This window comes from Streptosporangium lutulentum (assembly GCF_030811455.1).
GTDB classification, from domain to species: Bacteria; Actinomycetota; Actinomycetes; order Streptosporangiales; family Streptosporangiaceae; genus Streptosporangium; species Streptosporangium lutulentum.
The window spans coordinates 3,208,316-3,234,932 of the sequence record NZ_JAUSQU010000001.1 but is presented as its reverse complement, the minus strand read 5'-3'; the positions used below and the strand labels follow the sequence as shown (position 1 = coordinate 3,234,932).

Sequence of the window (26,617 nt, the reverse complement as noted above, 5' to 3'; positions counted from 1 at the left end):
GTCACCTGACACCGCCACTCGCCTGCCCGTGACCGACCGTCCTTTGGTACTCGCCCTTCGTGCTGCCTGAGGACCGGGCCGGGCATCCGCGCGAAGCTGAACATCTCAGCGGGATCGCCCCTGGGGCAAACTCATCGAAACCCCGGGAAAGGTCTTCTCCGGCCGACGGTTGTCCCTGAGAACGCGGTCACGCCACATGAGGTGACCGCGTTTCCGCCGGTGCGAGGTTTGAATCCCTCAGCGGAGGAACTGTCGGGTGTATGGACGCACTCGCGCGCATCGACGCCTACTGGCGGGCGGCCAATTACCTGTCGGTCGGCCAGATCTACCTGCTGGACAATCCGCTGCTGGCCGAGCCGTTGCGGCCCGAGCACATCAAGCCCCGGCTGCTGGGGCACTGGGGGACCACGCCGGGGCTGAACTTCTGCTTCGCGCACCTCAACCGGATCATCGCCGACCGGGATCAGGACATGATCTACATCGCCGGTCCCGGGCACGGCGGCCCCGCGGCCGTCGCCCACGCCTGGCTGGAAGGGTCCTACACCGAGAAGTATCCGGACATCTCACGGGACGCCGCGGGCATGCGGCGGCTGTTCCGGCAGTTCTCCTTCCCCGGCGGCATCCCCAGCCACGTCGCCCCGGAGACGCCCGGTTCCATTCACGAGGGCGGTGAGCTCGGCTACTCGCTGGCCCACGCCTACGGCGCCGCCTTCGACAACCCGCGTCTGGTCGTGGCCTGCGTGATCGGCGACGGAGAGGCCGAGACCGGGCCGCTCGCGGCGAGCTGGCACTCCGGCAAGTTCCGCGACCCCGGCCGTGACGGCGCCGTCCTGCCGATCCTGCACCTGAACGGTTACAAGATCGCCAACCCGACCGTCCTGGCCCGCATCCCGGAGGAGGAGCTGCTCAAGCTCATCCAGGGATACGGCTTCAGCCCCCACGTCGTGGCGGGCGACGATCCGTCGGCCATGCACCAGATCATGGCCGAGACCCTGGACGTGGTGTTCGACGAGATCGCCGAGGGCGACCGCCCACCAATGATCATTCTGCGTACGCCGAAGGGCTGGACGGGACCGAAGGAGGTGGACGGACTTCCGGTGGAGGGCACCTGGCGCTCGCACCAGGTGCCGCTCTCCGCGGTCCGCGACAACGCCGATCACCGGGAGATGCTGGAGGAGTGGATGCGCTCCTACCGGCCCGAGGAGCTCTTCGACGCCGAGGGAAGGCCCGTCGCCGAAATCCTCCGGACGGTGCCCGAGGGGTCGCGCCGGATGAGCGCCAACCCGCACACCAACGGGGGCGAGCTGCTGCGCCCGCTGATCCTGCCCGACTTCCGCGACCACGCCGTCGAGGTCAAGACCCCCGCCTCCGCGCCGAGCGAGCCGACCCGGGTGCTCGGTGCCTTCCTGCGTGACGTCATCGCCGCGAACCCGGACAACTTCCGGCTGATGGGGCCCGACGAGACGGCCTCCAACCGGCTGTCGGCCGTCTTCGAGGTCACCGGCCGGGCCTGGAACGCCGGGACACTGCCCACCGACGAGCACCTCGCTCCGGGCGGGCGGGTGATGGAGGTGCTCAGCGAGCACCTGTGCCAGGGCTGGCTGGAGGGCTACCTCCTCACCGGGCGCCACGGGTTGTTCAACTGCTACGAGGCCTTCATCCACATCATCGACGCCATGTTCAACCAGCACGCCAAATGGCTGGAGTCGTCGAAGAGGATCCCCTGGCGGCGGCCGGTGGCCTCGCTGAACTACCTGCTGTCCTCCCACGTGTGGCGTCAGGACCACAACGGCTTCAGCCACCAGGACCCCGGCTTCCTGGACGTGGTGATGAACAAGAAGGCCTCGGTGGTGCGCGTCTACCTGCCGCCGGACGCCAACACGCTGCTGTCGACGGCGGATCACTGCCTGCGCTCGCGCGACTACGTCAACGTGATCGTGGCCGGAAAGCAACCGGTGCTCGACCTGCTGCCGATGGACGAGGCGGTCGCGCACTGCACCCGGGGGCTGGGCATCCTGGAGTGGGCGTCCACGGACTCGGGACAGGACCCGGACGTGGTGCTGGCCTGCGCGGGTGACGTGCCCACCCTGGAGACCCTGGCCGCGGCGGCCATCCTCCGCGAGCACCTGCCCGAGCTGAAGGTGCGTGTGATCAACGTGGTCGACCTGATGCGGCTGCAGCAGCCCTCGGAGCACCCGCACGGCATGGCCGACGCCGAGTTCGACGCCCTGTTCACCACCGACCGGCCGGTCATCTTCGACTTCCACGGTTACCCCTGGCTGATCCACCGGCTGATCTACCGCCGCGCCGGCCACGAGAACTTCCACGTGCGCGGCTACAGGGAGGAAGGCACCACGACCACGCCGTTCGACATGGCCATGCTCAACGACATCGACCGCTTCCACCTGGTGATGGACGTCGTCGACCGGGTCCCCGGGCTCGGCACCAGGGCCGCGCACCTGCGCCAGCACATGGTCGACGAGCGTCTGCGGGCCCGCGCCCACACCCGCGAGCACGGGGAGGACCCGCCCGAGATCCGTGACTGGGCCTGGCCGTACTGAGCCCGGACGGGGCCGGTCGTTTGACCTTCGCGGCAGGGGTATAGGGGACGTCGATGCAGCTCACATCGTTGGGGAGGCGAAAATGACCGCTTTCGGATATTTCCTGTCGAGCGAGGAGCACAACCCCCGAGAGCTTGTACGGCAGGCGAAACGCGCCGAGCAGGCGGGGTTCGAGGGACTGTGGATATCCGACCACTTCCATCCGTGGCTGGACGTCCAGGGTCAGAGCTCGTTCGTCTGGTCGGTGATCGGGGCGATCGCCGAGGCGACCTCGCTGCCCATCACCACCGCGGTCACCTGCCCGCTGGTCCGCATCCATCCGGCGATCATCGCGCAGGCCGCCGCCACCAGCGCGGTCCTGTCCGAGGGCCGGTTCCGGCTGGGCATCGGCACCGGGGAGGCACTCAACGAGCACATCGTCGACTCGCGCTGGCCTCCGGCCGCCGAGCGGCTGGAGATGCTCGAAGAGGCGGTCGAGCTCATGCGGGACCTGTGGAGCGGAAGGCTCGTGACCCATCGAGGCACCCATTACAGGCTCGACACCGCCCGGCTGTACACGCTTCCGGACGAACCCCCGCCCGTCTACATGTCCGCCTTCGGGGAGAAGTCGGTGCAGCTGGCCGGGCGCATCGCCGACGGTTACATCTCCACCCGCCCGAACGCGGAGATGGTGGAGATGTTCCACAAGGCCGGAGGCGCGGGCAAGCCCGCCCAGGGCGGGCTGAAGGTCTGCTACGCCGCCGACGAGGCCACGGCCCGCAAGACCGTGCACCGGCTCTGGCCGACCCAGGGCATCAAGGGCGAGGCGGCGCAACTGCTGCCCCTGCCCCGGCACTTCGAGGAGCTCGCCGAGACGGTGACCGAGGAGGAGGCCGCCCAGGGCTCGCCCTGCGGACCCGACCCCGCGGTGCACATCGAAGCGATCAAGAAATACGCGGACGCGGGCTTCGACGAGGTCTACATCAGCCAGATCGGCCAGGAGCAGGACGCCTTCTTCGAGTTCTACGCCAAGGAGGTCCTGCCCCGGGTGCGGTGATCGCCGGCTTCCCCGTCCCCGGATCGGACCCCGCACGGCTACGAGATCTTCCACAGGAGGCGGGAAGGAGCCGCCAAGGCCCCGCTCGGCCCCCGAACCGGAAACCCCAGACGAAAAACCTGAGAAGAAAACCCTGAGACGAAAGGAACGTCGTGGACGCGATCGTGCTCCTGAAGGACGACCACAAGACCGTCGAGAAGCTGTTCAAGGAGTTCGAGAAGGCCGGAGAGCAGGCGTACAAGAAGAAGCGGGAACTCGTCGATCAGATGATCAAGGAGCTCACCGCTCACGCCTACATCGAAGAGGAGATCTTCTACCCGGCCGCCCGCGAGAGCGTGCCCGCGACCTCCTCGCACGTTCTGGAGAGCGTGGAGGAGCATCACGTGGTGGTCTGGATGCTCTCCGAGCTGAGAGACCTGGACCCCAAGGACGAGCGGTTCGACGCCAAGGTCACCGTGCTGATGGAAAATGTCCGCCACCACGTCGAGGAGGAGGAGCAGGAATGGTTCCCGCAGGTGCGGGAGGCCATGGGGCGCAAGGACCTTCAGGAGATCGGCGAGCGGATGGAGAAGGCGAGGTCCGAGGCGCCGCGCGATCCGCTCGCGCTGAGCAGCGCCGGCACGTGAGGGTCCGTCCCGCCGGAAGACGACGGGCAGGACGACGGGCAGGGTGAACGCCCCGCGGCCCCGGTCCCCGAAAGGGGACCGGGGCCGCGTGCCGTGTCTCCCCCGGAATGGTCAGGGGGCCTGCTCGGTGACGAGAAACGCGACGCCCCCTCCCTCGTCGACGTCGGCGTCCAGCGACTTGTCGTCGAGCATCTCGACGACCTGGGGGTCGAGGAAGAGCCGGGCACCCTCCGACTCCACCACCTTGTCGGTCGACTCGGGGCGTTCCACGATCGAGAGTACGAGCGAGCCGGTGCCGTCGCTCTCGGACGAGATGCGGACTCCGGTGTCGGGGGAATCCATCGCCTGGGCGCTGAGATCCCTGATTACCTGGGCTGCGGTGTCCGTCAATGTGAGCATTGTCACTCCTTGTCGGTATCGAAGCTTGGATTCCTCGCCCTTGCCCGCTCTCATCCGGCCCAATCATGCCGCCCCGGCTTTTTCCCCCGGCGGACGCGACCGGTCGATCAGGTGATCGCGGGCCCCGCGTGCCGCCGGGGCACGGATCGCCCGCGACGACGGCGCCTCCCGCGCGTCCTTGTGGAGTCCGCCCCGTCGTCGATCGTTCGCGTCGTCGCGGCGGCCCCGTGAGCGGGTCAGTCCTTCCGGCTGAGCTGGTCGACGCGCTCGGCCGCCTTACGCGCGGCGATCAGGACGGGGTCCCACACCGGTGCGAACGGGGGAGCGTACGACAGGTCGAGCCCCGTCATGTCCTCCACGGTCATCTCGTGCCAGACGGCGATGGCCAGGGCGTCGATGCGCTTGGCCGCGCCCTCCTGGCCGACGATCTGGGCGCCCAGCAGGCGGCCCGTCCCGCGGTCGGCGATCATCTTGATCTTGATCTGGCGGGCACCGGGAAAGTAGCCGGCACGCGTGGTGGACTCCACGATCTCCTCGGCCGTCTCGAACCCGGCCTCGGCCGCCTCGGCCGTCGTCAGGCCGGTGCGCGCCACCTCGTACTCGCAGATCTTGGAAACCGCGGTCCCGACGACTCCGGGAAAGGCGGCGTACCCGCCGCCGATGTTGACGCCCACGGTGCGCCCCTGCTTGTTGGCGTGGGTGCCGAGCGCGATCGCGACGGGCCGCCGTGAGACCAGGTGGAAGGTCTCGACGCAGTCACCGGCCGCCCAGACGCCCTCGACGGCGGTGCGCATCCGCCGGTCGGTCCGGATCCCGGAGGTCTCGCCGACGGGAATGCCGGCGGCCTCGGCCAGCGCGCTGTTCGGGCGGGTGCCGAGACCGAGGACGACGAGGTCCGCGGGCACGGCCCGGTTCTCGGTGCAGGCGGCGGTGACCCGCCCGCCGGACTCGGAGAAGCCCTCGATGCGCTCGCCCAGGTACACCTCGACCCCCAGGCCGCGCAGGGCGTCGGCGATCAGGGCGCCCATGTCCGGGTCGAGCGTGCTCATCGGCTGCTCGGCGGCGTCGATGAGCGACACCTTCAGCCCTCGCCGTACCAGCGCCTCGGCCATCTCCAGCCCGATGTATCCGCCGCCGACCACCACGGCGGTGCGCGGGCGCCGGTTCTCCAGCTCCTGGAGCAGCGCGATGCCGTCGTCCAGGTTCTGCACGCCGTACACCCCCTCCGCCGTGGCGCCGGGCAGCTCGGGGCGGTGCGGCACGGCGCCGGTGGCGACGACGAGCTGGTCGAACGGTTCCCAGTACCGGGTGCCGCCCTGATGATCCTGTACGGCCACCGCGCGGCGATCCAGGTCGATCTCGACGACCTCGCTGTCCAGCCGCAGGTCCATGGACAGCTCGTCCCGGAAGACCTCGGGCCGGCGGGCTATCAGGTCCTTGACGTCGGTCACCTCCCCGCCCACCAGGTAGGGGATCCCGCAGGCGGAGTAGGAGACGTGCCTGCCCTTCTCGAAGGCGACGATCCTCAGGTCGTCGGGGCCGCGCCTGTCTCGCGCCTGGGAGGCCGCGCTCATCCCCGCGGCGTCGCCGCCGATCACCACCAGTCGTTCGGTCATCGCCCCATCATCCCCGTGAATCGCCGATGCCGTGGGCTCCCTCCCCGCGGAGCCCGCAAACGACCACGCCGCCACCGCCCACGCGGATGCGATCTCGGTGACGACCCACGCCACGCGGGGAATCCCGGGCGAGCCGGGCCCGCGTGGGAACCGCAGGGGATTCGCCGGACGGCACCGTTTTCCATGGAAAGGGAAACGGGAAGTCCTCGACCATCCGAAATTGCTTGTCCGAGTATCACGTCAGGGTTTTCCGCCCGGGATGGATTCGCGTTCTTTCCAAGGGAAAGGTGTCATTCGGCAAAAAATAGAATCGCCTATCGGGAAAGGTAAAAACAGGCTGTTCGTCGCTTATGCGGGTCGTCAAGTGATGCGGAACGCGCGTAAGGAAACCGGCGATGATGGGAGAAGACGGTCCGCTTGGTGACAGAATCAACGTAGATGATGTGATTCTGGTCGGACGGAGCAGCCGCCGGTCCGTGGGGTGCCGCTCACGTCTCCGGCGGAGCCGGGAACACGGAAAAGGACGTGCCGCGATCGATCGGACCGGTGCGTTTCCCGGTTTTCATCGCGTTTCACCGCCGAGGCCGAAAGGGACCGCGGCCGTGCCCGCGGTGAAGGGGCAGCCGGAGCCGGCCGCGGGCGTCGCGCGAATCCGCGCGGTGTGCCCGCGGATCGGGCGGCGTCGAATTCGTCCGTCTCGTAAAGAGCGTTCCTCACCAGTTCGACAGAAAGGGTGTCTGCCATGGAAAGCAACAGCCGGCCACCGGCCGGGACGGATTTCGACACGGCGCGGCAGTTCGCCAGGCAGCTCCGGGTCGACTCGATTCGATCCAGCACCAGTGCCGGGTCGGGGCACCCGACCTCGAGCATGTCCGCCGCGGACGTCCTCGCGGTGCTGGTCGGCCGTCACCTGCGCTACGACTGGGATCGGCCCCACTCCGACGCCAACGACCATCTCATCTTTTCCAAAGGTCACGCCTCCCCCTTGCTGTACTCCATCTACAAGGGAGTGGGAGTGGTGTCCGACGAGGAGCTGATGACGGGATACCGGCGCTTCGGCTCCCGTCTTGAGGGCCACCCCACCCCGGTGCTGCCCTGGGTCGACGTCGCCACCGGCTCGCTCGGCCAAGGACTGCCCGTCGGCGTCGGCGTCGCACTGGCCGGCAAGCATCTCGATCGGATCCCCTACCGGGTCTGGGTGCTGTGCGGGGACAGCGAAACGGCCGAGGGCTCCATCTGGGAGGCCCTCGACAAGGCCTCGTACTACCAGTTGTCCAACCTGATCGCGATCGTCGACGTCAACCGTCTCGGCCAGCGAGGACCGACCGAACTCGGCTGGGACATCGACGCCTACACACGCCGCGCCGAGGCCTTCGGCGCGCGGGTGCTGACCGTCGACGGTCACGACCTCGCCGAGATCGACGACGCGTTGACCACGGCCGCGGACGGTGGCGGAGCCAAGCCGACGGTGATCCTCGCCCGTACCGTCAAGGGCCGCGGATTCTCCGAGGTCGAAGACCACGAGGGCTGGCACGGCAAGCCGTTCCCCAAGGACATGGCCGTGCGGGCCATCGCCGAACTCGGCGGCGAGAGCAACCTGGTGGTGCGCGGTCCGCTGCCCGACGCGGCCGCCGCCCCGGCCATCACGCCCTCCGAGCCGAGCACGTCGTCGTTCATGCCCCGGTACTCGCCGGGCGACAAGATCGCGACCCGCAAGGCCTACGGCGAGGCGCTGACAGCGCTCGGCGACCAGTATCCGAACGTGGTCGCCCTCGACGGCGAGGTGAGCAACTCCACCTACGCCGAACAGTTCGCCAAGGCGTACCCCGGCCGCTACTTCGAAATGTTCATCGCCGAACAGCAGCTCGTCGCCTCGGCGGTCGGCTTCAGCGTCCGTCACTACATTCCCTTCGCCTCCACCTTCGCGGCGTTCTTCACCCGGGCCTACGACTTCATCCGGATGGCCGCCGTCTCACAGGCGAACGTGCGTCTCGTCGGCTCGCACGCGGGCGTCGAGATCGGCGCCGACGGGCCGTCCCAGATGGCCCTGGAGGATCTCGCGATGATGCGGGCCGTTCAGGGGTCGACGGTTCTCTATCCCAGCGACGCCACCAGCACCGCCGCCCTCGTGCGCGCCATGGCCGACACCTCCGGCGTCAGCTATCTCAGGACCACTCGCGGCGCCTACCCCGTCCTCTACGACGAAGACGACACCTTCCCCGTCGGCGGGTCCAAGGTTCTGCGGTCCGGTTCGGCCGACGCGGTGACCCTGATCGGCGCCGGGGTCACCGTTCACCATTGCCTGGCCGCCGCCGACCGGCTGGCCCAGGACGGCATTCAGGCTCGCGTGATCGACCTGTACTCGGTCAAGCCCGCCGACAGCCGAACACTCCATGCTGCCGTGGCGGCCACCCAGGGCCGGCTCGTCGTGGCCGAAGACCACCATCCCGAGGGCGGCCTCGGCTCGGCCGTGACGGACGCCCTGCTGAGCGAGGGGGCGCAGACCTTGCGCCTCGCCCACCTGGCCGTCCGGGAACTGCCGGGCTCGGGCACCACCGAGGAGCTGCTGGCCGCGGCGGGCATCGACGTGCGGCACATCGAATCCGCCGCACGCGCCCTGCTCGCCGAGGGCTGATCCTTCACCCTCCGGGGAGAGCGCTCACGCCGGCCCAGGGGAGGGGGTGGCGCCGCGCCGGGGTCTCCTGAGGCCTGTTTCGAAAGTGAGGTGGGAAACCGATCAGCGCGGCTGAAATCGGGCCGGGAGTTCCACCCCGGTCGCTGCATGCAAGCGGAGCATGTCCTGGTGGTCCTTCTCCGAAGGTTGGTAACCAAGATGACAACGAACCTGTGTCGAGGCATCGACGCAGGAGACCGGACGATCTTTGATCATGCCTCGGACGGGAGGTGGATAGTAGAAGGAACTCCCGTCGGGCTGCGCTTGTGTTCCGCCGCCGTCAGGGGCAGGGGTGATTGGATGCAGGTCGATCTCACGTCCTCGCGCATCGGCGACGGCGACGGCGGCCGGCGGCCAGTCCCGAAGAAGGCGGTCATATCCGAGCCGGCCCAGGACCATCCGAACGGCCTCCACCTGCGGCAATGATATAACCAGATCAAGATCCGAATGCTCCCGCGTCGTCTGGCCGACGAGAGCGTCGATGCCCCATCCGCCGTCGACCCAGGCCGTGAGATCGGCCTCCTCCAGGGCGTCAAGCACTTTCAATACGTCCGTTTCGTTCATCACGTCCCACATGATGGCATTCAACTCGGACAGCCTGGAGCTGATTTGTGAACACGCCTGGTGCGACGTTCCTTGGTCGTTCGACGTCGCCGAAACCCAGGTCGCACTGTGCGGACGGCGGCGCGATGGCGATGATGAAGTCATCGACGACGGCCGTCAGCCGAAATCCGAGAAGCACTCACCGCTCTGCCACCCGGACAAGCACCGACGCACGAAGATTGGGACTGTCTCGCCGCGCACCTGCGCTCCGTCGTCGGCGGACGGATCGACGAGTTGTTCGGCCTCCTGAAGGAATCGGCATCCCCAATGAGCCACAGCGCATCCGAGCCCAGGGCGTGTTTCAGAAGTCGGTGTAGTGGCTGATGTGTAGTTCGGCCGGGAAAAGTGTCGGCCGTCTTGACCTTGTCATTGGCGTCATGGTCTGAAGATTTCTCGCATGGACAGCTCACTGCAGGACATGGTGGTTATCGTTACCGGAGCCGGCACGGGCATCGGCCGTGCGACGGCGCGGATGTTCGCGGGCAAAGGCGCGCAGGTAGTGGCGGTGGGCCGCAGGGCGGAGCCGCTGGCGGAGGTCGCGACCGGCTATGACAGCATCCATCCGGTGATCGCTGACGTCACCGCCGAGGATGCCGCGGAGAAGATCGTGCGCGGCGTCATGGATTCACACGGCCGGTTGGACGTGCTGGTCAACAACGCGGGGATCGTTCGCAGCGCGGCGCTCGGGATGCTGACCCGGGATTTGATCGAAACGCAGATGGCGACGAACCTGGTCGCGCCGATGCTGCTGGCGCAGGCCGCGTTGCCCGCGCTGGAGATTCGTGGCGGAGTGATTGTGAACGTGAGCACGTCGGTCGGGCAGCGTGCTTGGCCGGGCAACTCGGTGTATGCGGCGACGAAGGTCGCCCTGGAACTGCTCACCCGTAGCTGGGCGGTGGAGTTGGCGCCACGCCGGGTCCGGGTGGTCGCGGTGGCACCCGGCGGGATCGATACCCCGATCGGTGAGCATCAAGGGCTGTCGCCTGAGCGGATGACCGCGGTCAGGGAGTGGCAGATGGCCCACACGCCGCTGGGACGGATCGGTCGCCCCGAAGAGGTGGCGTGGGCGATCACGCAACTCGCCTCGCCGCAGGCCTCGTTCGTCACGGGAGTGGTGCTCCCGGTGGACGGCGGGGCGGTGGTCGCGTGATAGGACTGGCGGCGGAGGTGGGGTCGGTGCGTATCGGCGAGTTGGCACAGGCCACGGGCACGACCGCGCGTGCGCTTCGGCACTACGAGGATGAGGGGTTGATCACCTCCAGACGGGCACCCAACGGCTACCGGATCTACGACGAGGACGTGGTGGTGCGGGTCCGTAACATCCGCCATTTGCTGGTCGCCGGTCTCACCCTGGGAGATGTCCGTGCGTTCCTGCCGTGCCTGGATGGTGACGTGGTGGCCGCGCCACCGTCGGACAGGGGAATTCAGATCGCGCTGGATCGCCTCGCCGTCCTTGATGAGCGCATTGCCGTCCAGATCGAGGCACGCGACCGGTTGGCGGCGACGCTGCGTCGGGTGACCGAGGGGAAGATCCGCTCGGTTGCCTGATCCGCGTTCCACGGTCACAGCCACTCGTTGATGGTGGCGATGATGACGGTGGCCTCGAAGCGGACGGCGAGTTTGTCATATCGGGTGGCCACGGCTCGGTGGCGCTTGAGTCGGTTGATCCCGCATTCCACGGCGTGCCGGCTCCCGGTGGTCGAGCTTGCATAACTTCGGTGGCCTGCCACCACGGATCCCGCGGTTCTTGCGGTGGCGGAGCTGATCGGTCTTTTCCGGGATGGTGCAGCGGATGCCACGCCGTCGCAGGTGGGCGCGGTGGGCGCGGGAGCCGTAGGCCTTGCCGGCGCGCCGGTGCGGCCGGCCTTCAGAAAGCAATAAATAGGACAAAACGGTCAGATGGCAGGATGGCGGTATGACCTATCGAGGCCCGCTGGAGATGACCGAGGAGTTCCCGTTCGATGTCCTGCCGGAGCACCTCGCGTTGCTGCGCCGCGCGCGCATCACGTGGGAGGGCTCGGAGGGGGTGGGCGGGGCTCCCGGCCTGGACCGCTGGACGCCGTTCGGAAGCCTGGACGTGTACGGCGACATCGCCGCCACCGTGGACGGCCGGACCGACGGCGCGCACGATCCGGCCGCCGAGTCCCGCTATGACGGACTGCTCCTCGACCTGACGTTGGTGTTGGAGATCGTCTTGCGGACGGGGCGGTTCGAGCCCGGTCGCTACGTGCGCTCGCCGGCCGGATCATGGCAGCCGCCGCCGGACCAGGGGTGATGTCTCCGCGCGGCGCGCTTCCCCCCTCGTCCCGAGTCGCGTCCGCGCTCGTCCGGGTCTCCTGACCCATGGCCTTGCCCCTGGTCAGGGACAGGGTGATGCCGCTGTTTCGACAAAGCTCCGGAACCAGGCGATGCCTATCCCATAGAAGATCGGCCATATATCTGCAATATTTCATGCTTATATGGCAAAGAACTGGGTGATATTCGTCACCCTCACGTCGCGAGTCCGGGGTACCTGGACCGGTCCAGCCCCGCCGGAGGGAGGGTGGCGCCCCCAAGGATCAAAAAGTGCCATCCGAAGCGCCGGAAATTATGCCCAATAGGGCATAGAGTTCTCATTTGGCACCCCCGGTGCGAGGTTCTGCCCATTTGGTATGACACTCGGTCGCAAAATTTGTGTAAATGCTTGCGCAGTCTGTCGTATACTTGCGTCCATGACGCGCAGGCTTGCTGAGGTAGCCAAGAAGGTCGGGATGAGCGAGGCGACGGTGAGTCGCGTGCTCAACGGCAAGCGTGGCGTCTCGGACGCGACCAGGGACGCCGTGCTGACGGCACTCGACGTCCTCGGCTACGAGCGCCCGACCCGCCTGCGCGGTGACCGCGCCCGGCTGGTGGGCCTGGTTCTCCCCGAGTTGCAGAACCCGATCTTCCCCGCGTTCGCGGAGGTCGTCGGCGGCGCGCTCGCCCAGCAGGGCTTCACCTCCGTGCTGTGCACCCGGACCGTGGGCGGGGTGTCGGAGTCCGAATACGTCGACCTGCTGCTGTCCCAGCACGTCTCGGGGGTGGTCTTCGCCGGCGGGATGTACGCCCAGGGGGACGCCTCCCACGAGCACTACGAACGGATCCTGGAACGGCGCCTGCCCACCGTCCTGGTGAACGCCGCGGTCGAGCATCTCAGCTTCCCGCAGGTCTCCTGCGACGACGTCGCCGCCGCGGAGATGGCGGCCGGGCACCTGCGAGCCCTCGGGCACGAACGCATCGGAATGGTGATGGGTCCCTCCGACCACATGCCCTCCCGCCGCAAGCTGGACACCTTCGCCGCGTACGCGCAGGTCCACGGCCTCGAGTTCGGCCCGGAGTCCGTCGAGCACGCCATGTTCTCGCTGGAGGGGGGACACGCCGCCGCCGCCAGGCTGGTACGGCGGGGCTTCACCGGCCTCATCTGCGCCAGTGACCTGCTCGCCCTGGGGGCGGTACGTGCCGCCAGACGCGCGGGACTGACGGTGCCGCGCGACATCTCCGTGATCGGGTACGACGACTCGGCCCTGATGAACTGCACCGATCCGCCGCTGACCACGGTGCGCCAGCCGATCGACGCGATGGGCCGCGCGGCGGTGGACCTGCTCATCGCCCAGATCGACGCGGCCGCCGTGCAGGGGGACGAGCTGTTGTTCGAACCCGAACTGGTGGTGCGCGCCTCCACCGCCCCGGCGATCCGCAAGCCCCTGGCGGCCTGAAGGCCGCCCCCGCCTCACCCGGGCCTCACCCCGTCCCCGGTCCGCGGCCTGATCGCTCCGGCCCGGCGGTCTCGCTCCGCGGGTCCGCCGCGAGCCGGCCGTTGCCGTCCGGCGGTCCCGGGCGCCGTCTCGTTCCGCGGACGCGTTCCGGTCCGGCGGCCTTGGTTCGGCGGTCCTCGGGGTGCCGTCCCGTTCCGCGGGCCCGTTCCTGATCGACCGGCCACCGACCGGTCACCGGCCACCGACCGGTCCGGGGCGCGGGCCCGTTTCCGGCGCGACCGGTCCGGCTCGCGGGGCATGCGGGTCGCGCGTTCGTTGTGGCCCGTGACCGTTCCGGGCTGCAAGCCTGTCGCAGCCTGATCATCTCGGGGCCGTCGTGCCGGCCGCCCGGGTTGCCCGGTCACCGCCGTCGGCGGGTGTCTCCGGCGGAGTTCGCCGCTAAAGATCCTCACAAGAAATCGACACCGGTGGGCATCTTCATGCAAACGATCAATCATCTGCTCCGTCGTATGCCCGTTTCTGCAGGTCAGTCCGTATTTCGCCTGGTTGCCGGAATATTACGGACCGATAGCCGACCGTTCACTGTCACTTTTTTGCATCACTGATGACGAGCTCTTGCTACTCCCTGCACGCCTCTATATGTTTCTCGCAACCGACCCGCCAAGGAGTCTCCTCGATGAAATCCCGCAAGCTCTCGATGCTGTTAGCCGCAGCGATCGCGCTCACCGCCGCCGGGTGCGGCTCCAGCGACTCCAACAGCTCCGGAACCGCTCCCACCGCCTCCTCGAGTGGCACCGCGGCCGGCGGGGAGGCGCCGGTGTCGATCACGGTCAACTGCATGCCGCCGAAGACGAACGCGGCACAGCGCGCGACCTTCGAAGAGGACATCGCGGCCTTCCAGAAGCTGTATCCCCACATCACCATCTCCAAGGCCACCGACGCCTTCCCCTGTTACGAGCCGCGCACCTTCGAGGCCAAGCTCGCCGGTGGCGAGCTTGAGACGGTCTTCTACGTCAACTTCCCGAACGTGGGCCGCCTCATGGAGAGCGGGCAGGCCGCCGACCTCACGCCCTACACCAGCGAGCTGAAGACGTTCGCCGACTACAACAGCTCCCTGGACCTCTTCAAGAAGGACGGCAAGGTCTACGGCCTGCCGACCGACGGCTACGGCATGGGCCTGGTCTACAACAAGGAGGTCTTCACCAAGGCCGGCCTCGACCCGAACACCCCGCCCAAGACGTGGGCCGAAGTGCAGGCCGCCGCGAAGAAGATCGCCGGGCTCGGTGCCGGTTACGTCGGGTTCGGCGAGTACAGCGGCAACAACGTCGGCGGCTGGCACTTCACCGCCTCCCTCTACGGCCGCGGTGGCTCGGTCATCACGGACGACGGCACGAAGGCCGCCTTCAACACCCCCGAGGGCAAGGCCGTGCTGGAGAACCTCAAGCAGATGCGCTGGGCCGACAACAGCATGGGGTCCCGCCTCTACATCGACTGGCCGGCCCTGATGAAGGCCATGGGCGCCGGCAAGATGGGCATGATGCTGGGTGCGCCCGACGTCCTCATCGGGCTGCGCAACGACTTCGGCGGCAAGTTCGAGAACTACGCGGTCACCGCGCTGCCCGAGGCCAAGAGCCTGTTCAACGGCGGCGCCGGCTACATGATCAACCCGAAGTCCACCCCGGAGCAGATCAAGGCCGGTATCAAGTGGATCGAGTACGAGTTCCTCACCCCGGGCAAGGGCCAGCTCGACTACGTGCGGGCCAAGGGCGCTGACCTGACCGTCGGCCAGCCCTACCCCGACCTGTACGGCGCGGACACCCCGTCCGGCCAGGCCGTCAACGAGCTGCGCAAGGCGAACGCCAACATCGACGCCGCGCAGTTCGCCGGCTGGGTGGAGGGCTCCAAGGGCATCCCGGCCAAGGCGGAGCCGGGTCCGTACGCGCAGGAGATCTACAAGATTCTCGACACCCCGATGTCGGCCGTGCTCACCCGCCAGGACGCCAACATCGATCAGCTTCTCGCCGACGCCGAGACGAAGGTCAATTCTCTGCTGACCTCGAAGGGCTGACCGTTCGATACCCCGGGGCGCCGACCGTCACCAGCGCACGGCCGGCGCCCCGGCAATCATGTCGAGATCGGAAACACAACGATGACCACAGTGAGTACCCCGGTAGCGGACCGCAAGCAGCGGCAGCCCACGAAACGGCGGCGCTCTGTCAAACGCAATCTGACCGCCTACGGCTTCCTGTGTGGCGCGCTGATCTGTTTCGCGTTCTTCTCCTGGTACCCGATGGTCTGGGAGGTCATCCTCAGCTTCCAGCAGACCAACTTCGTGGACCCGCCCGTGTGGGTGGGGCTGGAGAACTTCCGGACGGTCTTCAACGATCCGGCCTTCGCGCCCGCCTGGATCAACACCGCGCTGTTCACCCTGCTGGCCCTGCTGTGCGGCTACGCGATCCCCTTCGTCATCGCGCTCGTCCTCAACGAGCTGCGGCACGCGCGCGCCTACCTGCGCTTCATCGTCTACCTGCCGGTCATGCTGCCGCCCGCGGTGGGCGTCCTGCTGTTCCAGTGGTTCTACGACCCCGACTACGGACTGTTCAACCAGATTCTCGGCTTCTTCAGCCTGCCGGGGCTGCAGTGGCTCAACTCCACCAGCACCGCGCTGATCTCGCTGGTCATCGTCTCCACCTGGATGAACCTGGGCAGCGGCACGCTGATCTACCTCGCCGCCCTGCAGACCATCCCGAGCGAGCTGTACGAGGCCGCCGAGCTCGACGGCGCCGGCCTCTTCAAGAGGATCAGGCACGTCACGATCCCGCAGACCAAGCTGATCCTGCTGGTGATGCTGATGCTGCAGATCGTGGCGACCATGCAGGTCTTCATCGAGCCCTACCTGCTCACCGGAGGCGGCCCCGAGGACGCCACGATCAGCGTCGTCTACCTCATGTACCAGTACGCCTTCAACTTCGGCAACCTCAACGCCGGCAACGCGCTCGGCCTGATGCTCATGATCGTGCTCATGACGTTCTCCGCCATCTACCTGCGCCTCTCGCGCGACAACACGGTGTGAGGGGATAACCGTGTCCAACATCACCATCACCCCGGGCCGCCCCGCCGGCACGCCGCCCGCACCCGCGGGGAAGGACCATCGCAGGCGCGCGCCCCGGCGTCCCCGCAAGACGATGAACACGCAGTTCCGCACCGTGGTCTCGCCGCACCAGCTCAACACCACCCGCGGCCGGATCATCTACTGGATCGTGCTGGTGGTCGTGGTGGTGAGCTTCACCGCCGCGTTCGTCTTCCCGCTCTACTGGATGATCACCGGTGCGATGAAGTCCGCCGAGGAACTCAACGCGATCCCGCCGACCTTCCTGCCGGAGCACATCTCCTTCGACGGCTACCTGGAGGCGTGGGACCTGCTCGGCCTGGGCACGCTGCTCGGCAACACCGCCCTCTACGCGGGCGGCGCCTGGCTGCTGACGCTCGCCATCGACGTCACGGCGGCCTACGCCCTGTCCAAGCTCCGCCCGATATTCGGCAAGGTCATCCTGGCCCTGATGCTGGCGACGCTGATGATCCCGCCCATGGTCATCATGCTCCCGGCGTACCTGACGGTGAAGGACCTGCCGATCTTCGGCTGGAACCTGCTCAACACCCCGTGGGCGATCTGGCTGCCGGCCGCGGCCAACGGCTTCAACATCTTCCTGCTCAAGCGGTTCTTCGACTCGATCCCCAGGGAACTGCTCGAGGCCGCCGAGATCGACGGCGCGTCGCCGGGGCGCACCCTGTGGTCGGTGGTGATGCCGATCTCCCGGCCCATCCTCGGTGTGGTGTCCATCCTCACCGTCGTGAACGTCTGGCGGGATTTCGTCTGGCCGCTGCTGGTCCTGCCGGACAGCGAAAAGATGTCCATCAGCATCGGCATCGCCTCGCTCTCCTCGCAGATGCCGCAGAACGTGCTCATCGCATCGCTGGTGATCGCGAGCATCCCGACCATGGTCGTCTTCTTCATCTTCCAGCGCAGCATCATGGCCGGCCTCACGGCCGGCAGCCTCAAGGGCTGACTTCGTCACCCACACTCAACCGCGAGGAGTTGTTCCAGCATGTCGGAAACGTGGTGGCGGGGAGCCGCGATCTACCAGGTCTATCTGCGGAGTTTCGCCGATGGCAACGGTGATGGGATCGGGGACCTGGCCGGCCTGCGGAGTCGCCTGCCCTATCTGTCAGACCTGGGGATCGGCGCGATCTGGCTGAACCCCTGGTATCCGTCACCGATGGCCGACGGCGGCTACGACGTGGCCGACTACCGGGACATCGAGCCGTCGTTCGGGACGCTGGCCGAGGCGGAGCGGTTCATCGAGGAGGCGCACGAGCTGGGGATCCGCATCATCATCGATGTGGTGCCCAATCACAGCTCCGACCAGAGCGCCTGGTTCCAGGAGGCTCTGGCCGCCGGACCGGGGTCGGCGGCCAGGAACCGGTTCTGGTTCCAGGACGAGCCGAACGACTGGAAGTCCATCTTCGGTGGCCCGGCCTGGACGCAGGTTCCCGACGGGCAGTGGTACCTGCACCTGTTCGCTCCCGAGCAGCCCGACTTCAACTGGACCAACCCGGAGGTGCACCAGGAGTTCCACGACGTGCTGCGGTTCTGGTTCGACCGCGGTGTCGACGGCATCCGCATCGACTCGGCCGCCGTGCTGGTCAAGGATTTCGACGGCGGCGACCCCGAGGGCTACACCGACCTGCCCGAGGTGCACGACGTCTACCGGAGCTGGCGCCGCCTGTGCGACGAGTACGACGAGCGGCTTCTGATCGGCGAGGTCTGGTTCCCCGACCAGGAGCGTTTCGCCCGCTACCTGCGCCCCGACGAGCTGCACACCGCCTTCAACTTCGACTTCCTGGGCAGCCCGTGGGACCCGGCCGCGCTGCGCACGTCGATCGAGCAGACCCTGGCCACGCACCAGCCACTCGGCGCTCCGGCGACCTGGGTGCTGTCCAACCACGACGTCGTCCGCCCGGTCACGCGGTACGGCAGGGCCGACACCTCCTGGGACAACGGTAACCGCAGGGACGGGGCGCCGTCCGACCTCGAGCTCGGCTACCGTCGCGCCAGGGCGGCGGCGCTGCTCGCCATGGCGTTGCCCGGCAGCGTCTACATCTACCAGGGAGAGGAACTCGGCCTGGCGGAGGTCGAGGACATCCCCGACGCGTTCCGTGAGGATCCGATGTGGCACCGTTCGGGTCACACCGTCATCGGCCGGGACGGCTGCCGCGTGCCGCTGCCCTGGTCGGGAGACGAGGCGCCGTTCGGGTTCGGAACGGGGACGCCGTGGCTGCCGCAGCCGGAGGCCTGGAAGAAGGTCACCGTCGAGGCCCAGCAGGCCGATCTGGGGTCGATGCTCAACCTCTACCGCACCGCCCTGCACCTTCGGCGCGAGTGGCTTGACGACGGTGGCATCACCTGGCTGGACCTCGGTCCCGAGGTGCTCGCCTTCACCCGGGAGTCCGGTCTGACCTGCGTCGTCAACCTGGCCGCCGACCCCGTGAGGCTGCCGCCCCACGAGGCCGTCCTGCTGGCCAGCGGCCCCATCGAGGGCGACGAGCTTCCCTCCGACACCGCGGTGTGGCTACGCACGACCTGATCACCTCGCCGTCCCGCGAAAAGCGGGTCGTCCCCTCGCAGGAGGAGGGCCGGTACGGCCGCCCGCCGTACCGGCCGCCGCCTCGTCGGTCGCCCCCGGCCTGTGCGCTCCCACGCGGGCCGGGACGGCCGTTTTTTCGTTCCGGGGGAGGGCGTCGTCGCGCCGAGGGGCATGCCGATACGCTCTGCCGGGCGATTTCATGACTCGGGGGTTTTGGTGGGTGTAGCGGATATTGTCCTGTTGCTGGTTGCCGCGACCGGAGCGGGATGGGTCGACGCGGTGGTCGGCGGGGGAGGGCTGCTGCAACTTCCCGCGCTCCTGCTGGCGGGGGTCTCGCCGGTCCACGCGCTGGCCACCAACAAGTTCGCCTCCATCTTCGGCACGGCGTCGGCCGCCGTCACCTTCGCCAGGACCACGAAGATCGACAGACGGGTCGCGGTGCCCGCCGGGCTGAGCGCGGTGGCGTTCGCCGGGCTCGGCGCCGTGTCGGCGACGGTCATCTCCCCGGACGCGCTGGCCCCGCTGGTGATGGCCGTCCTGATCGGCGTGGCGCTGTTCGTCACCTTGCGCCCGGCTTTCGGCACCCACCTCCGGCTTCAACTGCGCACCCGTGCCCGCGCCCTGGCCGTGATCGCCGTCACCGGCGTGGGGATCGCCTTCTACGACGGCATCCTGGGCCCCGGCACGGGCACCTTCCTGGTCATCGCCTTCACGACGATCCTCGGCATGGACTTCGTGGGCGGTTCGGCCCACTCCAAGATCATCAACTCGTGCACGAACCTGGGCGCCCTGCTGGTCTTCGCCTCCCAGGGCCACGTGCTGTGGCTGCTCGGCCTGGCCATGGCCGTGTGCAACGTCGCCGGGGCTCAGCTCGGTGCCCGGATGGCCCTGCGCCGGGGCGCCGGGTTCGTGCGGGTCGTCCTGCTCTGCGTGGTGGTCGCGCTGGTGGCCAAGCTCGGCTACGAGCAGTTCTCCGGATAGCCGGGCCCGTGCCGGTCGGTTCCCGTTCACCACGGGGGCGTGGTCGGCGACGGAGACCTTGAGCCGCTTCTCCACGACCTCCGGATGAAGGGCCCGGCCACGTTCTTTCCGGCCGGGCGGAGACTGTCATACGAGGAGCCCCCGAGGCCGCCCGCGGACCGGCCGGGTGGTCGCACCCCCGATATGGCCCGTCGTCTGTTTACTTTGTGAAGGGCCTGGTCCTGAGCGCGAACGCCGCCAACGCCACGAACAGGGCCAACAGGGCGGGGATCGCCAGCGCGCGGGGGAGGCCCAGGAGTTCGGCGGCGCCGCCGATCAGCACGGGGCCGCTGAGGAAGCCCACGTATCCCAGGCTCGCCACGCGGGCCAGTGCCTGTCCGGCGCGGACCGGGTCGCGCCGTCCGGCCGCGGAGAAGACCTGCGGGACGATGCAGGACAGTCCCGCGCCGAAGCAGCCGAAGCCGATCACTCCGGCGATCGGATGACCGATCAGCAGAGCCAGGCCGAGGCCCGAGGCGGCCAGCACCCCGCAGCCGCGTACGAGTGTCACCGGGCCCAGCCAGACGGCCAGCCGATCTCCGGCGAGCCGGCCCGCGGTCATCATGATGGAGAAGGCGGCGTAGGCGGCCGCGGCGAATCCGGCGGAGCTGCCGAGGTCCTCAAGCAGGTAGACCGAGCTCCAGTCGGCCGCCGCGCCTTCGCCGATCATGCAACAGAACGCGAGGACGCCCAGGAGGAGCACGCCGTGGTTCTTGCCCGCCGGGCCGGCACCGGCCGGAGCGGGCTCGGCGGTCAGGGAGAGCGCCCAGCGGGCCGCCCAGAACGCGAGCGCGACGATCACGACGGCGACCGCGACGAACGTGGTGCCGGGGCTGAACGCGGCGTGGGCCAGCAGCCCGCCGGAGGTCGCGCCGAGGAACCCGCCGATGCTGAACACCGCGTGGAACGACGACATGATCGGCCGGCCCGTGGCCTGCTCGACCTCGACGGCGTTGGCGTTCATCGACACGTCCAGCGTGCCGTGCACGGCGCCGAAGGCGAACAGCGCGAGGGCCAGGGCGACCAGGTTCGGCATGTAGGCGGGCAGGATCAGAACGACGCTCTGCGCGAACGCCATCGGCACCATCACCTTGACGCTGCCGTAGCGGTCGACCAGGCGGCCGACCACCTGCATGCCGGCGAGCGCCCCGGCGGCGATGCCGAGCAGTCCGATGCTGAGCTGGCCGTCGCTCAGTCCCAGCTCTTGCTTGATCGCTGGAATTCGTGCCGTCCAGGTGCCGATGGCCATGCCGGAGAGCAGGAAGAGCAGGTAGAGCGCGATCCGGCCGCGGACGAGCGTGGCCCGGTCGAGGGGGAGGACGTGCGTCATGGAGGGGCTCCAGTCAGGCGGTGGTGACGAGGCGGCATCACGGGGAGACCCGGTCAGACGGTGCGGACGGCGACGCCCGCGGCGGTGAGGGCGTCGTGCTCGGAGCCGGGGAGCGCGGTGTCGGTGACGAGCATGTCGAGATGGGCCAGGGGGCAGACGGCGCCGAAGGCGGTGCGGGTGAACTTGCCGGAGTCGGTCGCGACGATGACGCGCCGGGCCGAGGCGATGGCGGCCTGCTTGACGGCGACGTCGGACAGGTCGTGGGCGGTGAGGCCGTGCTCGGCGGACAGCCCGCAGCAGCCGATGATCGCGGTGTCGAAACGCAGGGAGCGGATGGAGCTCTCGGTCAGCGGGCCGGTGAAGTTCAGCTCGCCGGGACGGACCTCGCCCCCGGGAAGCACCAGGCGGATTCGCGGAGCCGTACTGAGCTCGCCGGCCGACTGCAGGGAGAGCGGCAGGACCGTCATGCGGCGGTCTCGGAGCGCGCGGGCGATCTCCAGGGTGGTGGTGCCGCCGTCCAGCAGCACGGCCTCGCCGTCGGCGAGCAGCGCCGCGACCTCGACGGCGATCCGCTGCTTGACCTCCACCGCCTCGCGCTCGCGCACCCCGAAGGGTGGCTCCTCCCCGCGCAGCAGCAGGCTCACCGCGCCGCCGCGGATCCGTCTGACCACGCCCTGCTGGGCGAGCTCGTCCAGGTCGCGGCGGATGGTCATCTCCGACACGGCGTGCTCGACCGCCAGTTCCGCCACCGAGACGGCGTCGCTGACGCGTAGTGCGGACATGATCGCCCTGATCCGATCTGAACTCTCCATGTGTTTATTTGAACATCGATGATGTGAGATTAGCAAATCGCGGGGCAGGGTCCTCCGTTCGGGCCGGTGCGACGGGTCCCGGCGGATGGGCTCTCGGTGACAACGAGGGCGGCCTCACCCGCCGCCCGATGGTCCCGGCGCGTCGTCCGGGGCTGTTCGGGCCCGTGGCACCGACCCGTGTGGAGGGTCGACAATGGGTGTCGTGCGTGCCAGCCGTCTGTTGTCCCTGTTGTTGCTCCTGCAGACCCGGGGGCGGATGACGGCCCCCGAGCTGGCGGGGGAGCTGGAGGTCTCGATCCGGACGATCTACCGGGATGTGGAGGCGCTGTCGTCGGCAGGGGTCCCGGTGTACGCCGACCGCGGGCCCGCCGGCGGGTACCGGTTGCTGGACGGCTACCGCACCCGGCTCAACGGCCTGACCACCGAGGAGGCCTCCTCGCTCTTCCTCGCCGGGCTGCCCGGTCCCGCCGCCGAGCTCGGGCTGGGGGAGGTGGCCGCCAACGCCGAGCTGAAAATGCTCGCCGCGCTGCCGCCCGAGCCGCGTTTCCACGCCTCCCGGATGCGCGAGCGCTTCCACCTGGACATTCCCGGCTGGTATCGCGGTGCCGACAAGGCGCCGTCCTTCCTCGGCGAGGTCGCCGAGGCGGTGTGGGACCAGCGGCCGCTGCGCATGGTCTACCGTCGCTGGGGGCCGCGCGACGTCGAGCGCCTGGCCCACCCCTACGGCCTGGTCCTGAAGGGAGGGTCGTGGTACATGGTGGCCGCCGCCGACGGGGGAGCGCCGCGCACCTACAAGGTGGAGCGGATCCTCTCCGCCGAGCTCCTGGGCGGGCGCTTCGAGCGCCCCGGCGACTTCGACCTGACGGCGTACTGGCAGCGCTACACCGAGGAGTTCCGGGCGCGGATGTACACCGGTGAGGCCCTGGTCCGGATGGCGCCCGGCGTCGAGCCGATGCTGCGCTACACCCTCGGCGCGGAGACCGCCGACCCCGCGCTCGCCGCGGCCGGTCCGCCCGACGAGCACGGCTGGGTCGTCCTGCGCCTGCCGACCGAGTCCGTCAAGCACGCCTGCTGGCAGCTGCTACGCCTGGGCGGCGACGTCGAGGTCCTCGGGCCGCCCGAGCTGCGCGCCCAGATGGCCGCCGCCGTCGCCAGGCTCTCCGAGCTGTACGGCACGCGCGGGGAATGACCGCCCGCCCTTATTCGATCTACTTTGTAAAGGGGCGCGATCGTTGTGATCGTCAATGTGCGGGCCCCTGGGTGCCGGCGGTGATGTCGTGGACGGTTTCCCAGAAGCCGCCGCCGAATGAGGCGCTGGGCTCCAGCAGTGTGCGGCGGACCGCCCGGGCGTGGGCCGGACGCGCGGCGACCAGGGCGGAGGAGCCCTGGGGCGTGACGGCGACGATCTGCTGCCGGCCGCTGCCCGGTTCGCGTCGCAGCAGGCCCCGTTCGGCCATGCGGGTCAGCTGGCGGGAGAGGCGGGCGCGCTTCCAGTCGAGCATGGCGCCCAGTTCCTGCTGGGCATGCGCCCGCCGCCGTTCTCGATGACGCGGGAGAGAACGGCGAAGTCGGCCACCGAGATGCCCGCGACGTGGCGGATTTCCTCCCCGATGGCCTCCAGTACGGTGTCGTGGGCGCGTTTCCACGCGGTCCAGCGCGCTGTCTCGGCCGGGTCGAGCGGATGTGTCATGCGTCCCAGATTACGTGCCGAGTTGTCATGTAAACAGACGAGTGGAAGCCTTGTTTACATGACAACACCGGGGAAGTCCTCAGTACTGATCACCGGCGGCGGCTCGGGAATCGGCCTCGGCCTGGCCCGCCGTTACCACGCGGCCGGACACCGCGTCATGATCACGGGACGAAGCGCCGACCGGCTCGCCTCGGTGGCCGACCACGTGCCCGGCATCGAGACTTTCACCAACGACGTCGGCGTCCCGCAGGACCGCCGGCGTCTCGCCGACCACGTCCGGCAGGTCATGCCGGAGCTGGACGTACTGATCAACAACGCCGGGATCCAGCGGCGCGTGGGCATCGCCTCGGACCACTCCGACTTCGATGAGATGTCCACCCGGTTCGCCGTGCCGGTCCTCAAGGGCCGGTCGTACGGCAGCGTCGCCGCGGTCAGACCGCCTCAGGCGCCCGTCGGGCTCGATCCTGCCGGGTGATCGCGGGGGAGGTCGCCAGGCCGAAGCCGGTGATGGGGAGGCGCTGCCCGTCGGCCGGGTGGAGGAGGTCCGGTTCGGTGGACGCCACCTGATCTCTGGGGAACCCCGGTCCCCGGAACAAGGGGTTCGCTGCGCCGAACGCCTGTCCGCCGGAGTCGTGTCGGATGTTCGGCGGCTGTCACGCTGTTCGGCGGCCGGGCCCGCGGGCGACCCGGAGCCGGTTCACCGCCTCGACGACGGGTGCAGCGCCGTCCTCCGCCGATACCCCGACCGACAGGGCCTGGGCTCGCTGCCGGTAGACCGGGTCGGTGACCGCGGTGGTGAGGGCGGCGGCCAGGCGTGCGGGGGTCAGGCGGCGGAACGGGATCGCGGCCGGGGCCACGCCGAGTGCCGTCAGCCTGGACGCCCAGAACGGCTGGTCGTTCATGACCGGCACGGCCACGGCGGGCACTCCCGCCCGCACCCCGCTCCCGGTGGTGCCGCCGCCGCAGTGGTGGGCGACGGCGGCCATGTGGGGGAACAGCCAGTCGTGCGGCACGTCGCCGACCGCCAGCACATCGTCGGAGAGGCGTCCACGCAGGCCGGTCTGCAACACGCCGCGCAACCCGGCTAGCCGCAGCGCCCGCACGGCCAGATCCGTGTACTGCTCGGCCCGCGCGCCCGCCAGGCTGCCGAAGCCGACGAAGACCGGTGCGGGCCCCGACGCCAGGAAGTCGCGCAGCACCGGATCCGGCCGCCAGTCCCGCGGCTGGAGCGGCCACCAGTAACCCGTGACCTCCAGCCCCGGCCGCCAGTCGGCCGGGCGCGGCAGCACCAGCGGGCTGATCCCGTGGAAGACCGGCCAGCGTGTGCTCTCCCGGCGCCGGTAGAGGTCGCGCGGGGTCATCGGGGGCAGCCCGAGCCGGGCCCGCATCTTCGTGCTCATCCCGGCGAGCAGCGGGCCGGCGGCGGGCACCTCGAACGCGAGCCGGGCCGCCCTGCGGTTCCCCCAGCGCCCGAGCGACCCCCGGAACAGGCTCATGACCGGCGGGAAGTCACCCGTGGGGTCTATCGGCTGCAGGTGCACCCCCATGCTCGGCACGCCCATCGCCTCGGCGACATGAGAGCCCTGCGCGCCCGCCACGCCCAGCAGGAGCAGGTCCGCCTCCTGCCGCTCGGCGATCTGGGCCAGGCCGTCCATGAGCTGCTCGCTGTACTCCTTGAACGCGCTGATGGAGATGCGGCCGGTCAGCGCGGAGAGCGGATCTCCGGGAAGTGGCAGATGCTCCAGGCCCGCGTCGGTCACCGGTTCCGCGTACGGCTCGTGCGCGGCGATGGCCACCTCGTGCCCGGCCTCGCGTAAGCGCACCCCCAACCCCGCGTACGGTGCCACGTCCCCTCGCGTACCGACTCCGATGATCAGAACTCGCATCCGCGTCACCACCCGTGTCGTTTTATCATGCAGTCGCATGATAAACGGGGCGGTAAGCTTTTACCATGCACTCGCATGAGAAAGTGGTGAGCCATGCCGAAGATCGTCGACCATGACGACCGGCGGCGGCACATCGCCGAGGCCGTGCACCGCGTCATCCACGGCAAGGGCATGGAGAGCGTCAGCCTCAGAGAGGTCGCCGCCGAGGCCGGAATGTCCATGGGCGCGGTGCAGTACTACGTCACGACGAAGAATCACATGCTGCTGCTGGCGCTGGAGCACATCGGAATCTGGATCGGCAACCGGGTGGCGGTCGTGGCCGCGCGCCGGTCCACGCCGTTCGACCTGCTGCGGGACCTCGTGCTGGAGTTGTTGCCGCTGGACGACGAGCGCAGCTACCTGAACCGCATCGGGCTGGCGTTCCACGCGAGCTCGGTGGTGGACGACGACCAGGCGGCGGCGATGCGGCTCGGGCTGCCGCTCCTGCTCTCCTTCTTCGCCGAGCAGATCAGGGCCGCCCAGGCCGCCGGGCAGCTCGCCGCCCACCTGGACGCGGACAAGGAGGCGAGCATCCTGTACGCCTTCTCGCAGGGCATCGTGAACGCCACCCTGGTCGGGCACTACACGCCCGAGGAGGTCGCTGCGTTGCTCGACTACCACTTGGCGCGGCTTCGCGCGGAGTGACGGCCGGCTTCGGCCTTATTAATCTACAACGTAAAGGCCATCCTTCGGAAGTTCAAGATCACTTACAGTGGACTGAAGACCTCCACCAAAAACAGGGTCATGGCAGTCCTGCCGAAGAATCCAACACATATAGCTCTGAGCCGCGGTGACAGGCCGACACCGATGAGCACCTGCTGACGCTCGCACTCAAGTGCTTTCAGCGGCTGGGCCGCTTCGCCAAGGCCCGCGAGATGCCGCCCGTGGTGGAGCACGTACGGCGCTGCCTGGAACCGGGTGAGGACGTCGCGCCGGTGTATGCCTC

25 protein-coding genes are annotated in these 26,617 nt (G+C 68.8%); 17 read left to right on the top strand and 8 right to left on the bottom strand.

Translation table 11 applies throughout. The annotated features are described in order from the left end of the window. Positions 1 to 260: 260 nt before the first annotated feature. From J2853_RS14545 to J2853_RS14535, 3 genes are all read left to right on the top strand, one after another. A complete protein-coding gene (locus tag J2853_RS14545) occupies positions 261 to 2,561 on the top strand; it encodes a phosphoketolase family protein (RefSeq protein ID WP_307558160.1) in 2,301 nt (766 codons plus the stop codon). 82 nt (positions 2,562 to 2,643) lie between these two features. Then, the gene (locus J2853_RS14540; protein WP_307558158.1) at positions 2,644 to 3,597 is read left to right on the top strand and encodes an LLM class F420-dependent oxidoreductase; all 954 of its coding nucleotides are present in this window, start codon (positions 2,644 to 2,646) and stop codon (positions 3,595 to 3,597) included. 152 nt (positions 3,598 to 3,749) lie between these two features. Further along, complete coding sequence (locus J2853_RS14535) at positions 3,750 to 4,223, top strand: hemerythrin domain-containing protein (protein WP_307558156.1); 474 nt, start codon at positions 3,750 to 3,752, stop codon at positions 4,221 to 4,223. A gap of 111 nt (positions 4,224 to 4,334) precedes the next feature. Here J2853_RS14535 and J2853_RS14530 read toward each other — a convergent pair whose 3' ends face one another. Then, a complete protein-coding gene (locus J2853_RS14530; protein WP_307558154.1) occupies positions 4,335 to 4,622 on the bottom strand; it encodes a HesB/IscA family protein in 288 nt (95 codons plus the stop codon). A gap of 236 nt (positions 4,623 to 4,858) precedes the next feature. Continuing rightward, complete coding sequence (locus J2853_RS14525; protein ID WP_307558152.1) at positions 4,859 to 6,238, bottom strand: FAD-dependent oxidoreductase; 1,380 nt, start codon at positions 6,236 to 6,238, stop codon at positions 4,859 to 4,861. 742 nt (positions 6,239 to 6,980) lie between these two features. Between J2853_RS14525 and J2853_RS14520 the strand changes: the two genes are divergently transcribed. Beyond that, positions 6,981 to 8,873, top strand: coding sequence for a transketolase (locus tag J2853_RS14520; protein ID WP_307558150.1), 1,893 nt, complete (start codon positions 6,981 to 6,983; stop codon positions 8,871 to 8,873). A 102-nt stretch (positions 8,874 to 8,975) separates the two neighbouring features. Here the strand turns inward: J2853_RS14520 and J2853_RS14515 are convergent, their stop codons facing one another. Next, positions 8,976 to 9,476 carry a nucleotidyltransferase domain-containing protein gene (locus tag J2853_RS14515; RefSeq protein WP_307568688.1) on the bottom strand — a complete coding sequence of 167 codons (501 nt, stop codon included), beginning with the start codon at positions 9,474 to 9,476 and terminating at the stop codon, positions 8,976 to 8,978. 10 nt (positions 9,477 to 9,486) lie between these two features. Between J2853_RS14515 and J2853_RS14510 the strand changes: the two genes are divergently transcribed. The 10 genes from J2853_RS14510 to J2853_RS14465 all read left to right on the top strand — a co-directional run bounded on the left by J2853_RS14510 (position 9,487) and on the right by J2853_RS14465 (position 19,875). Next, on the top strand, positions 9,487 to 9,765 hold the full coding sequence (locus J2853_RS14510) for a hypothetical protein (protein WP_307558148.1): 279 nt from the start codon (positions 9,487 to 9,489) through the stop codon (positions 9,763 to 9,765). A gap of 147 nt (positions 9,766 to 9,912) precedes the next feature. Further along, on the top strand, positions 9,913 to 10,665 hold the full coding sequence (locus tag J2853_RS14505) for an SDR family NAD(P)-dependent oxidoreductase (protein WP_307558146.1): 753 nt from the start codon (positions 9,913 to 9,915) through the stop codon (positions 10,663 to 10,665). A 26-nt stretch (positions 10,666 to 10,691) separates the two neighbouring features. Further along, positions 10,692 to 11,063: a MerR family transcriptional regulator gene (locus J2853_RS14500; protein ID WP_307558143.1), complete on the top strand. Its 372-nt coding sequence runs from the start codon at positions 10,692 to 10,694 to the stop codon at positions 11,061 to 11,063. Positions 11,064 to 11,430: 367 nt separating this feature from the next. Continuing rightward, positions 11,431 to 11,790 (top strand): hypothetical protein, encoded by a 360-nt coding sequence (locus J2853_RS14495; RefSeq protein WP_307558142.1) that lies wholly within the window; start codon positions 11,431 to 11,433, stop codon positions 11,788 to 11,790. Positions 11,791 to 12,226: 436 nt separating this feature from the next. Beyond that, entirely contained in the window at positions 12,227 to 13,249 is a 1,023-nt protein-coding gene (locus J2853_RS14490) for a LacI family DNA-binding transcriptional regulator (RefSeq protein WP_307558140.1), read from the top strand. A gap of 676 nt (positions 13,250 to 13,925) precedes the next feature. Beyond that, entirely contained in the window at positions 13,926 to 15,317 is a 1,392-nt protein-coding gene (locus tag J2853_RS14485; RefSeq protein ID WP_307558139.1) for an extracellular solute-binding protein, read from the top strand. Between the two features lie 90 nt (positions 15,318 to 15,407). Further along, positions 15,408 to 16,322 carry a carbohydrate ABC transporter permease gene (locus tag J2853_RS14480; protein ID WP_370879262.1) on the top strand — a complete coding sequence of 305 codons (915 nt, stop codon included), beginning with the start codon at positions 15,408 to 15,410 and terminating at the stop codon, positions 16,320 to 16,322. A gap of 10 nt (positions 16,323 to 16,332) precedes the next feature. After that, on the top strand, positions 16,333 to 17,316 hold the full coding sequence (locus J2853_RS14475; RefSeq protein WP_307558135.1) for a carbohydrate ABC transporter permease: 984 nt from the start codon (positions 16,333 to 16,335) through the stop codon (positions 17,314 to 17,316). A gap of 39 nt (positions 17,317 to 17,355) precedes the next feature. Beyond that, positions 17,356 to 18,894 (top strand): glycoside hydrolase family 13 protein, encoded by a 1,539-nt coding sequence (locus tag J2853_RS14470; RefSeq protein WP_307558133.1) that lies wholly within the window; start codon positions 17,356 to 17,358, stop codon positions 18,892 to 18,894. 171 nt (positions 18,895 to 19,065) lie between these two features. Further along, positions 19,066 to 19,875, top strand: a complete 810-nt coding sequence (locus J2853_RS14465) for a TSUP family transporter (RefSeq protein WP_307558131.1) — start codon at positions 19,066 to 19,068, stop codon at positions 19,873 to 19,875. 199 nt (positions 19,876 to 20,074) lie between these two features. Here J2853_RS14465 and J2853_RS14460 read toward each other — a convergent pair whose 3' ends face one another. After that, positions 20,075 to 21,244, bottom strand: coding sequence for an MFS transporter (locus tag J2853_RS14460; protein ID WP_307558129.1), 1,170 nt, complete (start codon positions 21,242 to 21,244; stop codon positions 20,075 to 20,077). Between the two features lie 53 nt (positions 21,245 to 21,297). Beyond that, complete coding sequence (locus tag J2853_RS14455) at positions 21,298 to 22,056, bottom strand: DeoR/GlpR family DNA-binding transcription regulator (protein WP_307558127.1); 759 nt, start codon at positions 22,054 to 22,056, stop codon at positions 21,298 to 21,300. A 193-nt stretch (positions 22,057 to 22,249) separates the two neighbouring features. On the opposite strand from J2853_RS14455, the gene J2853_RS14450 reads away from it, so the two are divergent. Further along, complete coding sequence (locus J2853_RS14450) at positions 22,250 to 23,245, top strand: helix-turn-helix transcriptional regulator (protein WP_370879261.1); 996 nt, start codon at positions 22,250 to 22,252, stop codon at positions 23,243 to 23,245. A gap of 52 nt (positions 23,246 to 23,297) precedes the next feature. Here J2853_RS14450 and J2853_RS14445 read toward each other — a convergent pair whose 3' ends face one another. Beyond that, positions 23,298 to 23,558, bottom strand: coding sequence for a winged helix DNA-binding protein (locus J2853_RS14445; protein WP_307558123.1), 261 nt, complete (start codon positions 23,556 to 23,558; stop codon positions 23,298 to 23,300). Next, positions 23,519 to 23,746, bottom strand: a complete 228-nt coding sequence (locus tag J2853_RS14440; RefSeq protein WP_307558121.1) for a hypothetical protein — start codon at positions 23,744 to 23,746, stop codon at positions 23,519 to 23,521. Before J2853_RS14440 ends, J2853_RS14445 begins: the two co-directional genes overlap by 40 nt. 58 nt (positions 23,747 to 23,804) lie before the next feature. Here J2853_RS14440 and J2853_RS14435 point away from each other — a divergent pair, with 58 nt between their 5' ends. Then, the gene (locus J2853_RS14435; protein WP_307558119.1) at positions 23,805 to 24,221 is read left to right on the top strand and encodes an SDR family NAD(P)-dependent oxidoreductase; all 417 of its coding nucleotides are present in this window, start codon (positions 23,805 to 23,807) and stop codon (positions 24,219 to 24,221) included. 178 nt (positions 24,222 to 24,399) lie between these two features. On the opposite strand, the gene J2853_RS14430 is transcribed toward J2853_RS14435, so the two are convergent. Continuing rightward, entirely contained in the window at positions 24,400 to 25,632 is a 1,233-nt protein-coding gene (locus J2853_RS14430; protein ID WP_307558117.1) for a glycosyltransferase, read from the bottom strand. A 93-nt stretch (positions 25,633 to 25,725) separates the two neighbouring features. Between J2853_RS14430 and J2853_RS14425 the strand changes: the two genes are divergently transcribed. Beyond that, complete coding sequence (locus J2853_RS14425; protein ID WP_307558115.1) at positions 25,726 to 26,316, top strand: TetR/AcrR family transcriptional regulator; 591 nt, start codon at positions 25,726 to 25,728, stop codon at positions 26,314 to 26,316. Positions 26,317 to 26,617 lie beyond the last annotated feature (301 nt).